The sequence below is a fragment of the Paramagnetospirillum marisnigri genome (assembly GCF_001650715.1).
Taxonomy (GTDB): domain Bacteria; phylum Pseudomonadota; class Alphaproteobacteria; order Rhodospirillales; family Magnetospirillaceae; genus Phaeospirillum; species Phaeospirillum marisnigri.
Map to the genome: position 1 here is coordinate 21,244 of NZ_LWQT01000046.1, position 14,028 is coordinate 35,271.

The 14,028-nt window shown below is 66.9% G+C and carries 7 protein-coding genes; all 7 read right to left on the reverse strand.

What is annotated here, in order from left to right:
• Positions 1-25 precede the first annotated feature (25 nt).
• Positions 26-6,334: a cadherin-like domain-containing protein gene (locus A6A04_RS23110; protein ID WP_172822743.1), complete on the reverse strand. Its 6,309-nt coding sequence runs from the start codon at positions 6,332-6,334 to the stop codon at positions 26-28.
• A gap of 215 nt (positions 6,335-6,549) precedes the next feature.
• On the reverse strand, positions 6,550-7,344 hold the full coding sequence (locus tag A6A04_RS07710; protein ID WP_068491583.1) for a TOBE domain-containing protein: 795 nt from the start codon (positions 7,342-7,344) through the stop codon (positions 6,550-6,552).
• A gap of 164 nt (positions 7,345-7,508) precedes the next feature.
• A complete protein-coding gene (locus tag A6A04_RS07715) occupies positions 7,509-8,198 on the reverse strand; it encodes a response regulator (protein ID WP_068491585.1) in 690 nt (229 codons plus the stop codon).
• The gene (locus A6A04_RS07720) at positions 8,195-10,912 is read right to left on the reverse strand and encodes a sensor histidine kinase (RefSeq protein WP_068491587.1); all 2,718 of its coding nucleotides are present in this window, start codon (positions 10,910-10,912) and stop codon (positions 8,195-8,197) included. The genes A6A04_RS07715 and A6A04_RS07720 overlap by 4 nt, the downstream gene beginning before the upstream one ends.
• A 10-nt stretch (positions 10,913-10,922) precedes the next feature.
• Positions 10,923-11,297, reverse strand: coding sequence for a potassium-transporting ATPase subunit C (locus tag A6A04_RS07725; protein ID WP_068491589.1), 375 nt, complete (start codon positions 11,295-11,297; stop codon positions 10,923-10,925).
• A gap of 21 nt (positions 11,298-11,318) precedes the next feature.
• The gene (gene kdpC / locus A6A04_RS07730) at positions 11,319-11,936 is read right to left on the reverse strand and encodes a potassium-transporting ATPase subunit KdpC (RefSeq protein ID WP_068491654.1); all 618 of its coding nucleotides are present in this window, start codon (positions 11,934-11,936) and stop codon (positions 11,319-11,321) included.
• A gap of 12 nt (positions 11,937-11,948) precedes the next feature.
• On the reverse strand, positions 11,949-14,021 hold the full coding sequence (gene kdpB / locus A6A04_RS07735; RefSeq protein ID WP_068491591.1) for a potassium-transporting ATPase subunit KdpB: 2,073 nt from the start codon (positions 14,019-14,021) through the stop codon (positions 11,949-11,951).
• Positions 14,022-14,028: the final 7 nt, after the last annotated feature.

Sequence of the window (14,028 nt, forward strand, 5' to 3'; positions counted from 1 at the left end):
GCCTGCCCGTATCCAAGACGCCCCGTCAGTAGATGATCTTCTCGATCCCATCCAGATGGATGACCGAGTTGTCGCCGAAACGGATATCACCCTGGATACCATGGGTGTCGACATATTCATGCGACCCGGCGGGCAGAACCTGCTCGACGCCGTTGATCAGCAACTGGAAGTTCTGGCCCACCGACGAGATGTCCACCGTATCCGCGCCTCCGCCGCCATAGACGAAATCGGCCAGCGCCGATCCTGACCCGTCGGGGAAGTCCGCGCCACGGAAGACCAGGATATCGTCGCCCGCTCCACCGTTCAGGGTGTCGGACCCGGCGCCACCGATCAAGGTATTGGCCCCGGAGTCACCGGTCAGGAGGTCGTTGCCGATGCCACCCACCAGATTCTCGATCCCGGCCAGGATATCACCCGCCGCGTCACCGCCGCTTTGCGCCGTCGAACGGGTGAGGTCGACATTGACCGCAAGGGCCGAGGCGGAATAGTCCGCCGTGTCGGAACCGTCACCGCCGGTCAGACGGTCCGAGCCCGCTCCACCCACCAGGATATCGTCGCCCGCTCCACCCGACAGGGTGTCATTGCCCAGGGCGCCATTCAGCAGATTGGCCAGGGCATCGCCGGTCAGGATATCGGCGCCGTTGCCGCCCAGCAGGTTCTCGATCCCCGACAGGATATCTCCCGCCGCGTCGCCGCCGCTGGCGGTGCCGGTGGCGAGGTTGACGTTGACCGCCGTGGTGGCCGAGGCATAGCTGGCGGTGTCGATGCCATCGCCGCCGATCAGGGTGTCGGCCCCGGCCAGTCCGCGCAGCACGTCATTGCCATCGCCGCCGGTCAGGATGTTCACTCCGGTGGTGCCGGTCAGGGCATCGGCGAAGGCGCTGCCCGTCAAATTCTCGATGGCGCTCAGCACATCGCCCGAGGCATCACCGCCCGACACTTGCGCCGTGGTCAGCGACAGGTTGACGGTGACACCCGCCGTGGAGGACTCAAAGCCCACCGTGTCGGTGCCGGTGCCGCCGATCAGCGAGTCGGCTCCGGCTCCGCCCGACAGGCTGTCATTGCCCGCGCCGCCGTCCAGACGGTTGGCGACGGCGTCGCCGCCGAGACGGTCGTCGAGACTGGTGCCGACGATGCTTTCGATGCCCGACAGAACGTCGCCGGTGGCATCGCCACCCGATACGGCGCCGCTGGCGAGATCGGCCACCAGGGCCGAGGTGGAGGCGGCATAGCTGGCGGTATCGATACCCGCGCCGCCGATCAGGGTGTCGGCCCCGGCACCACCCGCCAGTGTATCGTTGCCCGCGCCACCATCGATGACGTTGACCCCCGAATCACCGGTCAGGATATCGGCGCCGTTGCCGCCCAGCAGGTTCTCGATCTCCGACAGCACGTCGCCGGTGGCGTCGCCCACCGTGCCGGTGCCGGTGGCGAGGTTGACCGTCACCGCCGCCGTCGAGGGCGCATAGCTGGCGGTATCGATGCCATCGCCGCCGATCAGGGTGTCGGCCCCGGCCAATCCGATCAGCACGTCATTGCCATCGCCGCCGGTCAGGATGTTCACCCCGGTGGTGCCGGTCAGGGTATCGGCGAAGGCGCTGCCCACCGCGTTCTCGATGGTGTTGAGCACATCGCCCGAGGCATCGCCGCCCGACACCTGCGCCGTGGTCAGCGACAGGTTGACGGTGACACCCGCTGTCGAGTTCTCGTAGCCCACCGTGTCGGTGCCGGTGCCGCCGATCAGCGAATCCGCCCCGGCGCCGCCCGACAGGCTGTCATTGCCCGCGCCGCCGTCCAGACGGTTGGCGACAGCGTCGCCGCTGATCTGGTCGTTGGAGGCGGTGCCGATGATGCTCTCGATGCCCGACAGAACGTCGCCGGTGGCATCGCCACCCGATACCGCACCGCTGGCGAGGTCGGCCACCAGGGCCGAGGTGGAGGCGGCATAGCTGGCGGTATCGATGCCCGCGCCGCCGACCAGGGTATCGGCCCCGGCGCCACCCGCCAAAGTGTCATTGCCCGCGCCGCCATCGATGACGTTGACGCCCGAATCGCCGCTCAGGATATCGGCCCCGGCGCCGCCGGTCAGGTTCTCGATCCCGTTCAGTACGTCGCCGCTGGCATCTCCCACTGTGCCGGTGCCGGTGGCGAGGTTGACCGTCACCGCCGCCGTCGAGGCGGAGTAATCGGCCCGGTCGAGCCCGTTGCCGCCGGTCAGCTTATCGGCTCCGGCACCACCCGCCAGAATGTCGTCGCCATCGCCCGCGCTCATTGTGTCGTTCCCGGCGCCGCCGGTCAGGATATTGGCCCCCGCGTCACCGGTCAGGATGTCGGCCCCGGCGCCGCCGGTCAGGTTCTCGATTCCCGACAGCACATCGCCATTGGCATCACCGAGTGTCCCGGTGCCGGTGGTGAGGTTGGCGTTGACCGCCGCGGTGGAACTGGACCAACTGGCGGTGTCGTTGCCGTCGCCGCCACTCATCAGATCGGCTCCGGCGCCGCCGCGCAGCAGATCATCGCCGCCACCGCCGCTCATTGTGTCGTTGCCCGCGCCGCCGTCCAGGGTGTTGGCGGCTGCGTTGCCGGTCAGGAGGTCGGCGGCATTGCCGCCGATGATGTTCTCGATACCCGAGAGCACATCGCCCGTCGCGTCGCCGCCACTGCCGATGCCGGTCTCCAGGTTGACGGTCACGGCGGCCGCGGCTCCGGAATAGGAAGCGGTGTCGATGCCGTTGCCACCGGCCAGGGTGTCGCCCCCGGCGCCGCCAGTCAGGAGGTCATTGCCTTCGCCGCCATCCAGGGCGTCGTTTCCGGCGCCACCGGTCAGGGTGTCATTGCCCGCCGCGCCCGCCAGGATGTCGTTGCCCGCGCCGCCGTCCATCACATTGATGCCCGCGTCGCCGGTCAGGCTGTCGGCGGCCGAACCGCCGGTCAGGTTCTCGATGCCCGCAAGTGCGTCGCCCTGGGCGATGCCCCCAGACCCCAGGCCCGTGGTCAGGTTGACATTGATCGAGGTGGTGGCGGCGGAATAATTGGCGAGGTCCGTTCCCGCGCCGCCGATCAGGCTGTCGGCCCCGGCACCGCCCACCAACTGGTCATTGCCCGTTCCGCCGTCCAGCAGATCGTCGCCCGCGCCGCCATCCAGCAGATTGGCGTTGGCATCGCCGGTCAGGCTGTCGTTGAAGGCGCTGCCGGTGGCGTATTCGAAGCCGGACAGCACATCTCCCGCCGCATCGCCGCCGCTCTGGGCGGTGGTCAGGGACAGGTTCACCGTCACGCCCGCCGAGGAATCGGAATAGGTGACGCTGTCGGTGCCCACGCCGCCGATCAGGGTATCGGGACCGGTCCCGCCCCGCATCGTGTCGTTGCCCGCGCCGCCATCCAGGGTGTCGGCCCCGCCGCCGCCGCTCAGGACGTTGTTGCCGGTATTGCCGGTGAGACGGTCGTCCTGGGCGCTGCCGGTGAGATTCTCCATGGCGGACAGCACGTCGCCCGCCGCGTCACCGCCCGAGACCTGGGCCGTGGTCACGGCCAGGTTCACCGTCACCCCCTCGGCCGAGCCGGAGTAGTCCGCCGTATCGGTGCCGCTGCTGCCCGCCAGGGTGTCGGCTCCGCCGCCACCGGTCAGGACATTGTTGCCGGTATTGCCGGTCAGGGTGTCGGCGAAGGCGCTGCCCACCAGATTCTCGATGGTGTTGAGCACGTCGCCCGAGGCATCGCCGCCCGAGACCTGGGCCGTGGTCAGCGCCAGATTCACCGAGACGCCCGCCGAGGAGTCGGCATAGGAGGCGGTATCGGTTCCGCCGCCACCCACCAGCGAATCCGCCCCGCCGCGACCGGCCAGGGTGTCGTCGCCATTGCCGCCATCCAGGCGGTTGGCGGCGCCGTCGCCGCTCAGAAGGTCATTTCCCGCGCCGCCGGTCAGATTCTCGATGCCCGACAGCCGGTCGCCCTCGGCATCGCCGCCACTACCCGAACCGGTGGCGAGGTCCACCGCCACCGCCGTGGTGGAGGCGGCATAGCTGGCGGTATCGGTGCCGGAGCCGCCGATCAGGCTGTCGGCGCCGCCAACACCCGCCAGCACGTCGTTGCCCGCGCCGCCATTGATGACATTGGCCGAGGCATTACCGGTCAGGGTATCGGCCAAGGCGCTGCCAGTGACATTCTCGATGCCGGACAGGATGTCGCCCGCCGCATCGCCCGATCCGGCCTGCGCCGTGGTCAGGGACAGGTTGACCGTCACTCCGGCGGTGGAGGCGTCATAGGCCACCGTATCGGTGCCGGTATTGCCGGTCAGCCGGTCGGCGCCCGCGCCGCCGGTCAGGATGTCATCACCGGCTCCAGCGTCGATGGTATCGTTGCCAAGGCCGCCCAGGATGGTGTCGGCTCCGGCGACGCCGTTCAGCAGGTCATTGCCCGCGCCGCCGTCCAGCAGGTCGTTGCCCGCCGAACCGGTCAGGGTGTCGTTGCCCGCGGTGCCGGTGATCTGGACCGAGACGGGAACCACGGTGAGCGAGGCCGAGCCGGGAATGCTGCCGCCCTGACCATCGGTAACGGTATAGGTCAGGGTGATGTCGGCGGCCTGATTGGGGGTGGTGGTCAGGCTCCAGGTGCCGTCGCCATTGGCGGTCAGGGTTCCTGCGCTGGCGGCCAGATCGGTGATGGACAGACTGTCGCCGTCACGGTCCGTGGCATTGGCCAGCAATTGGGCGCGGGTCAGCACCAGGGTCTGGTCGCCCTGCTTGGAGCCCAGGTCGATGGCTGCGTTGGTCGGCGCGTCGTTGACGGCGGCGAACGTGACAGCGGTGGATGTGGAGGTGCTGCCGCCGTTTCCATCGACCACGTCATAGGTCAGGGTGACGCTGCCGTTGAAATCGGCGGCGGGGGTCAGGGTCCAGGTGCCGTCGCCGTTATCGGCCAGGGTTCCGGCGCTGGAGGCCAGATTGGTCACCGAAAGCGTGTCGCCTTCCACGTCGGAGGCCCGCGAGAGCAACTCGGAGGCACGGATCACCAGGGCACTGTCCTCGGTCCCCGAGGACAGGCTGGCCGCACCGCTGGAAACGGGGGCGTCATTGACGGCGGCGAAGGATACGGCGGTGGAACTGGCGACGCTGCCGCCGTGTCCATCGACCACGTCATAGGTCAGGGTGACGCTGCCGTTGAAATCGGCGGCGGGGGTCAGGGTCCAGGTGCCGTCGCCGTTATCGGCCAGGGTTCCGGCGCTGGAGGCCAGATTGGCCACCGAGTGGCTGTCCCCGTCCACATCGGAGGTCCGCGACACCAGATCGGAGGCGCGGATCACCAAGGCCGTGTCCTCGGTCCCCGAGGACAGGCTAACGGAGCCGCCGGACACCGGCGCGTCGTTGACGGCGTCAACCGTGACGGAAAGACTGGCAGAACTGACGGCCGAGTCGATACCGCCCTCGCTGGAATAGCCTTCCACCGTCAAGGTGAAGGTTCCATTGTCATCGGCGGCCGGACGCAGGGTCAGGCCGACCAGGTCGGCAGGCTCCAGCAGCCAGGATCCATCGCCCTGAGCCTGCCCGGCCGACAGAGTCGCTCCCGAGGGCACACCCCGAATGGTGATCGCCCCCAAACTGTCGGCGCCATCCACCAGCGATGCCGAGATGGTCAGGGGGATAGCGCTGTCTTCATTGCCCTCGGCCGCCGAAACGGTCAGGCGGATGCCATCGCCAACCACGGGGCGGGCATCCTCCTGGACCGGATCATCGACGCTGGTTGTTTCCGTCGTCTCCAGAGTCTCGGCAGCCGCCGTCTGTGTCGGGGCATCCGTTACCGACGCTTCGCCACCCTGTTCCTCGGCGACAGGGGAGGGGGCCGACGGCACGGTCGGCGGAGGCGGTGCCTCGGCCGGTGCAGGCGTCACTGAAGGGGAGGCGGCCTCGGACTGCGGCGCGGTGTCATTGCTTCCGCGCGGTCGATCAGCCGCGCTCGACGGTGTCGCGCCGCCTTCATTTCCCGATGCGGGAGTGGAAACGGGGACGGAGGAGGCGCCGTCACCCCCTCGCGCCTGGGTTTGGGGAGACTGCGGATTGGTGCCAGAGCGAGCATCGACCGAGGAAATCTCCACGGTCTCAACCGCCTTGCGAGGTTCGCCCACCTGGGTGGGAGGAGGCGAGCCGGAATGCACCGTCGAGAGGGATGACAGGGTGTTGAGCAGCGAATCGTCCTGCGCTCCCCCTTGCTGTTCCCCGGCATCGGCCCCGGAAGGAGCCGCACCGGACGCTGGGGTTTGCGCCAATACAGTCAGATCGTCGAACAACGTCCGTTCGCCGGCCGACGCGTTTTCGTGAACGCCCTGTTCGTTCGCCATAACCACTCCGCCCATCCACCTTCCCAGATTATGATGCAATTGTATTAAACTTTACAGAATTTGACTGTGACGCAGATCACAGTGCGCTCAGATCTCCAATTTTTCCCATGAACCGCCCAGGGATTGAATCGTCATGGGGCGGGCGCATCCTTGGCGATCTGCCGAGCCTGGACCCGCACCATGAACGACGATCGCGCAGGGATTGGCGCCGTGGCTTATTCCACCGCCAGAATGACGTGGGATGCCTTGAACAAGGCCCAGGCTGGCGCCCCCGCCTGAAGGCCCAGCTCATCGGCTCCATCCTTGGTGACCATGGCGGTCAGAACCTTGCCACCACCGATATCCAGGGTGATCTCGCTGCTGACCGGGCCGTCCTCGCGGTGCGCCACCGTGCCCGGAATGCGGTTGCGGGCCGACACCGTTGGCGCATCCTTGCCGGTCGCCAACATGACGAACGACGCCTTGACCAGGGCGGTGACCGCCTGACCGGGAGCGATGGCGAGATCGCGCAGGCTTTCCTCGGTGACGGTGGCGGCCAAGGTGACCGCATCGGTGAGGCGCAGGATCACCTCGGCATTGACGCTGCCCTGGCGAATCTCGGCGACGATGCAGCGGAAGGCGTTGCGGGCGCTGGTCTTCATGCCGAGACTCCGGAGCAGGATGATGGGATCGATGGGCGTGCTGGAATCGCTGAACAATGCGGCGGCGCGCGACAGCCGCTCCTCCAGCAGATGGAAGGCGGCGATCAGGGCCTTGCCATCCTCGGTGACCACGGCGCCGCCGCCGTTGCGGCCGCCGGTCTGGGCCGCCACCGCCGGGCGGGGCAGCAGGTTGTTGACGGCGTTCAGGGCATCCCACGCCGCCTTGTAGCTGAGGCCGACCGCCTGGGCGGCCTTGGTGATGCTGCCCTGGCTGTCCACGGCTTCCAGCAGCGCGATGCGATCGCGCCCCACCGGAGACCGGCTGCCCCCCCTCAGCGACAATATGGCTTCGACTTTGCTATCGGTCACGATGCCTCCTCCGTCATGTATTCTGAGTATATGACGGAGGAGGCCGCGCGTCAGCCGAAAAAGCCAAGGCCCCGGCGGATCGTGCCGGGGCCTTGGGTCGTTCATGACCGGTGGATCGCGTCCCAGGGCTTGGTGTCACAGCGGACACCGGGATCTGGTATAGGCTATTCCCCCCGCTTCAGGCGGTAGCCCACTCCGGCATCGGTGACGATCAGGGTCGGCGCCGACGGATCGGCCTCCAGTTTCTGGCGCAGTTGATTGACATAGACCCGCAGATAGGCGGTGTCCTCGCCATGGGCCGGTCCCCAGACTTCCTTGAGGATCTGCTTGTGGGTCAGCACATGGTCGGGCTGGCTGGCCAGGAAGGCCAGCAGCCCCCATTCCCGCTTGGACAGATGCACCTCGGCGCCGTCACGGGTGACGATGCGTCGCCCCAAGTCGATCTGCACCGTCCCGGCCTCGACCACATCGTCATTGCCCTTGCCCTTGATCGCCCGCTGGCGCAGCACGGCGCGGACCCGGGCCATCAACTCGGCCACGCCGAAGGGCTTGACGATATAGTCGTTGGCGCCGCGATCGAGGGCTTCCACCTTATCGAGCTCACCGGCTCGCACCGACAGCACCACGATGGGAACGTCGGAGCGTTCGCGCACCGCGCTGATTACCTCCTGGCCATCCAGATCGGGCAGGCCGAGGTCGAGAATCAGCAGATCCGGCTGCTGGCTGTTGGCCGCTTCGATGCCCTGGGCGGCATTCTCGGCTTCGATCACCTCGTAGCCGTTGGCGGTAAGCGAGATGCGCATGAACTTGCGGATCTGTGGCTCGTCGTCGATCACCAGGATACGGGTGCTCATTTGCCTCCTTCCGGTTCGGCCTCGGCGCTGATGCGCGCCGCCAGTCCGTCCATATCGTCGCGTTGCGGCAGATGGATGATGATGGCGGTACCGGCGCCGTGCAGGCCGGGTTCCGCCTTGATGGTGCCGCCATGGGCCTCGATGATTCCCCGGCAGATGGCCAGACCCAGCCCGGTTCCGGCGGACTTCGCGTCGCCCTGGTCGACCCGATAGAACATGTCGAATATCTTCTCGCTGGCCTCCGGCGGAATGCCGGGGCCTTGGTCGACCACCTCGATGGTGACGTAGTCGGGGGTTCGCTGCGCCCAGACCTTCACCGTGGTGCCGGGTGGAGCATATTTGCAGGCATTGTCCAACAGATTGAAAAACACCTGCTCCATCAGAACCGGATCGACGCAGAGCAGCGGCACGCCGGGATCGATGTCCACCTTGATGGTATGGGCGCGAGCCAGCCTGCGTGTGCGCGCCACCGCCGCGCCGACGATGTCGTTGAGATCGGCCCAATCGGCCCTGGGCTTCAAGGCCCCCGCTCCCAGCTTGGTCATGTCCAGCAGGTTCTGAACAAAGCGGTTGAGACGTTCGGCCTCGTCCTGGATGGTCTGGGTCAGTTCATGGCGAGAGGCATGGTCCATCATCTCATCGTAATTCTGCAACGAGGATGCCGCCCCCATGATGGAAACCAGCGGCGTCCGTAGATCATGGGACAGCGACGACAGCAGGGCCGAGCGCAGCCGTTCCCGTTCGGTGGCGACGCGGGCTGTCTCGATATCGGCCACCAATGTGGTGCGCTCGATGGCGACGGCGGCCTGGTCGGCCAGGGTCTCCAGCAGGCGCATCTGGCTCGGCGACGGGATGTCGGCATCCTCGCTCATCTGGACACCCAGCACGCCGACCGGCCCGCGTCCGGTCTTCAGCGGCAGGAACAGCCACAGCGAAGCCGGCAGGGTCGCCGATCCCCGCCCGGCCAGCTTGCCATGCGCCCAGGCCCAGTCGGCGGCTGCGGCGGAGCGGTCGTCCAACTGGTCCTCGGGCGGATAGCCGGCCGCAATGGACAGTCCGGCATCCCCAGGCAGCAGCACCAGCGATTTGCCGTGGATGGTGGTGGCGACGTGATGGACCACCGCCCACAGAACATCGTCCTGGGTCGCCGCCGCCGTCACCTTGCGGCCGAAATCGTAGAGATTGGTGGTGCGCCGGGCACTTTCCCGCGTCGCCAGGATCTGGGCGCGCAGTCGCGACGCCATGTTGGAGACGATCACGGCGGCGATCAGGAAGAACACCAGGGTCAGCACGTTCTGGGTATCGGTGACGGCAAAGGTCCAACGCGGCTCGGTGAAGAAGAAGTTGAAGGCAAAAAAGCTGGTCACCGAGGTCAGGATGGCGGGGCGCAGGCCTGCCCGCATGGCCACCACCATCACCGCCAGCAGAAAGGCCACCGAGATGCTTGCCACGGGAAGCCACATGTCGATCAGGAAACCCACTCCGATGGCGATTCCTGTACACACGAGAGCAAATGCGAGGTTGAGCCAGTCGGGGGGAGCCTTCACCTTGCGTGGCCGAACCAGCGGCGCCGGCTTGTCGTCATCCTCGCCGCCCACCACGAAGACATTGAAATCGCCGCTTTCGGCGAACAGCCTTTCAGTCACCGATTTGCCCATCCGCCAGCGGCGGGAGCGGGCACGCCCCACCACGATCTGGGTGGCGTTGCGCTCACGGGCGTAATTCAGCACGGTGGCGACCACGTCGTCGCCCTGCAACAGCGCGGTCTCTCCGCCCAATTGCTGGGTGAGGCGCAACGCCTCGGCGACACGGTCCTTGTCGGCCTCGGTCTGGGTATGGGAGCTTGAGGTCTCCACCGTGACCACCACCCAGGCGGCGCCGCGGCGGTCGGCGGCCCGCTTGGCCACCCGCACCAGCTTGGCGGCATCGACCCGCTCGTCGATGCAGACCAGAATCCGCTCCCGCGTCGGCCACGGCCCCGGAATGGCATGCTCGCGCATGTAATCGACCATCTGGGCGTCGACCCGCTCGGCGGCATGGCGTAGCGCCATCTCGCGCAGAGCGGTGAGATTGCCGGGGGAGAAGAAACTGCCCACCGCCCGCTTGGCCTGTTCCGGGACATAGACCTTGCCCTCGTGCAGTCGCTTGATCAACTCCTGCGGCGGCAGATCGATCAATTCGATTTCATCGGCCGAGGACAGGACGCTGTCGGGCAGGGTCTCGCGCACCTTGACCCCGGAAATCTGCTCGACGATGTCGTTGAGGCTTTCCAGGTGCTGGATGTTGAGCGTGCTGTAGACGTCGATCCCGGCGCCGAGAATTTCCTCCACATCCTGCCAGCGCTTGAGATGGCGCGAACCCGGAACATTGGTATGGGCCAACTCGTCCACCAGCACGATCTGGGGACGCCGGGCCAGGATGGCGTCCAGGTCCATCTCGCGGAAGTCCTTGCCGCGATACTCCATCAGGCGGGGCGGCAGCAGGTCGATATTGACCAGTTGCGCCTCGGTCTCGCGCCGTCCATGGGTCTCGATCACCCCGGCGACCAGATCGACGCCGTCGCGCTTGCGCTCCTGCGCCGCCTGCAGCATGGCGTAGGTCTTGCCGACGCCGGGAGCCGCCCCCAGAAAAATCTTCAGCCGCCCGCGCGATTCGCGCTGGGCGGCGGCCAATAGGGCATCGGGGGACGGGCGTTCCTCGCGGTCATCGGTCATAGGGGCATGATCACCTGTTCGGCCATCGGGAGTCCAATGCCTGATTGAGGGTTGAAATATCGATGTCTGGATTGTTCACGATCAGGGCATTGACCATTTGGCGAACCGATGCGGCGGGGACCCCGCGAGCGGCCGCCACCCGCTTGATTTGACCGGCGATCTCTTCAGGATGAAATGTCGGGAGTGCTCCGCCCGTATGAGCCTGGAAATAGCGGGGATCACCGTCCGCCAATCTGATTTCGGCGGACTCGACTGCTCCGGGCGGGGCCATGGCCTGCCGTGCGGGGATCTCACGAAGCAGATAGGTGACGCTGGAGGCGAGAATCACCAGGACCACAAGCCGCCAGGCGGACCGCAGTTGCCCGTCCCGATAAGAATCGGTCATTGGCCGTTCCTCCCTTGCCGCCTATTTCGCCTGCGGCCAGCGCTCGTCCAGGGCGAGGTTGAGCTTCAGCACATTGACCCGTGCCTCGCCGAGGATGCCCAACATCCGGCCCTCGGCCTGACTGGCCACCAGCGCGCGCAACTCGGCCTCGGCCACATGGCGGGCCTTGGCGACGCGCGGCAGTTGGTACTCGATGGCGGCGGGCGAGACATGGGGGTCGAGGCCGGACCCCGAGGCGGTGACCAGATCCACCGGCACCGGAATGCGGGCCTCGGGGTTTTCCGCCTTGATCTGGTCGACCAGGGCCTGGGTCGATTCGATATAGGCCTTGGAACTTGGCGAGGCGTTGGACCCCATGGAGTTGGAAGCGTTGTAGGGCGACGGCACCGTCTTGGTGGAATCCGCCGGATCGGCACCGGTGGTGGCCGAGGGGCGGGAGTGGAAATACTCCGGCTTGTCGAAACCCTGGCCGATCAGGGCCGAGCCCACCACCTGGCCGTTCCTCTCGATCAGGCTGCCATGGGCCTGGGCGGGGAACAGGGTTCCGGCGATGCCGGTCATGGCCAGGGGATAGCCCAGCCCCAGCAGCAGGCTCAGCAGCAGGGTCAGGAGGATGGCGGGAAGGATTTGCTTGAACATGTCCATGACTCCTTAGGCCAGCCCGAGGGCGGCGACCAGCAGGTCGATGGCCTTGATGCCGATAAAGGGAACGATGATGCCGCCCAGGCCGTAGACCAGGATGTTGCGACGCAACAACACCTCGGCGCTCGCGGGCTTGTATTTGACGCCTCTGAGAGCCAGCGGAATCAGCGCGATGATGATCAGGGCATTGAAGATGATGGCCGACAGAATGGCGCTCTGCGGGCTGGCCAGCCCCATGACGTTCAGCGCCTGCAACTGGGGATAGGACACCATGAACATCGCCGGGATGATGGCGAAATACTTGGCGATATCGTTGGCGATGGAGAAGGTGGTGAGCGAACCCCGGCTCATCAGCAACTGCTTGCCGATCATGACGATCTCGATCAGCTTGGTGGGGTCGCTTTCCAGGTCCACCATGTTGCCCGCCTCGCGGGCCGCCTGGGTGCCGGTATTCATGGCGACGCCGACATCGGCCTGGGCCAGGGCGGGGGCGTCGTTGGAGCCGTCGCCGCACATGGCCACCAGACGGCCGCCCTGCTGTTCCTTGCGGATCAGCTCCAGCTTGTTCTCTGGCGTCGCCTCGGCCAGGAAGTCGTCCACACCCGCCTCGGCGGCGATGGCGGCGGCGGTCAGCGGGTTGTCGCCGGTGATCATCACGGTGCGGATGCCCATGGCCCGCAGGGTGGCGAAGCGCTCGCGGATGCCGGGCTTGACCATGTCCTTGAGATAGATGACGCCCAGCAGCCGGTTGTCGCGGGCCACCACCAGCGGCGTGCCGCCCGCCTTGGCGACGCGTTCCACGGCGGAGACCAGTTCCTTCGGGACACCCCCCGGAGTCTTGCCCTCCTTGGCGGCGACGTAGCCGGTGACGGAATCGGTGGCGCCCTTGCGGATTTCCACCAGACCCGACGCGGTTTCGATATTCACGCCGCTCATGCGGGTATGGGCCGAGAACGGAATGAAGGTCGCGGCCGCGCCCAAGGTGGACTCCGCAAAGCTGAACCGCTTCCGGGCCAGGGCGACGATGGACTTGCCCTCGGGGGTCTCGTCGGCCAGCGACGACAGCAAGGCCGCCTCGGCCAGGTCGCGTTCGTTGACACCGGGCAGGGCGATGAACTCGGCCGCCTGACGAGCGCCGAGCGTGATGGTGCCGGTCTTGTCCAGCAGCAGCACGTCGATATCGCCCGCCGCCTCGACGGCGCGACCCGACTTGGAGATGACGTTGAACCGCACCAGCCGATCCATTCCGGCAATGCCGATGGCCGACAACAGGCCGCCGATGGTCGTCGGGATCAGGGTCACCAGCAGGGCGATCAGGAACACCACCGGAATGACCGTGCCGGAATAGCTGGCGAAGGCGGGCAAGGTGGCGCAGACGATCAGGAACACCTGGGTCAGGCCGACCAGCAGGATGGTCAGCGCGATCTCGTTGGGGGTCTTCTGGCGCTTAGCCCCTTCCACCAGGGCGATCATGCGGTCGAGGAAGCTCTCTCCCGGGTTGGCGGTGATGCGCACCACGATGCGGTCGGACACTACGCGGGTGCCCCCCGTCACCGCCGAGCGGTCGCCGCCGGATTCACGGATCACCGGGGCCGATTCGCCGGTAATGGCGCTTTCGTCGATGGTGGCGATGCCCGCCACCACCTCGCCGTCGCCGGGAATGGTGTCGCCCAATTCGCACACCACTAGATCGCCCGCCCGCAACGACGTCGCCGGGACCTCCCTGAAGGCGGTGGCGTCGACGCCGCCAACCTTCTTGGCCGAGGTTTCTGTCTTGGTCTTGCGCAAGCTTTCGGCCTGGGCCTTGCCGCGCCCTTCAGCCACCGCTTCGGCGAAGTTGGCGAACAGCACGGTGAACCACAGCCAGGCGGCGATCTGGCCGACCACGGCGGTGTATTCGCCGCCCGCCGCCACGTCGCGGATGAACAGTACGGTCGAGAGAACCGCCACCACCGCCGTGGTGAACATGACGGGATTGCGGACAAGGTCTCTGGGATCGAGCTTGGCGAAGGCGGAAATCACCGCCGGCCGGATGATCGAGCCGTCGAACAGGGACATTTCCTGCGGACGATGGATAGCCATGAAAGTA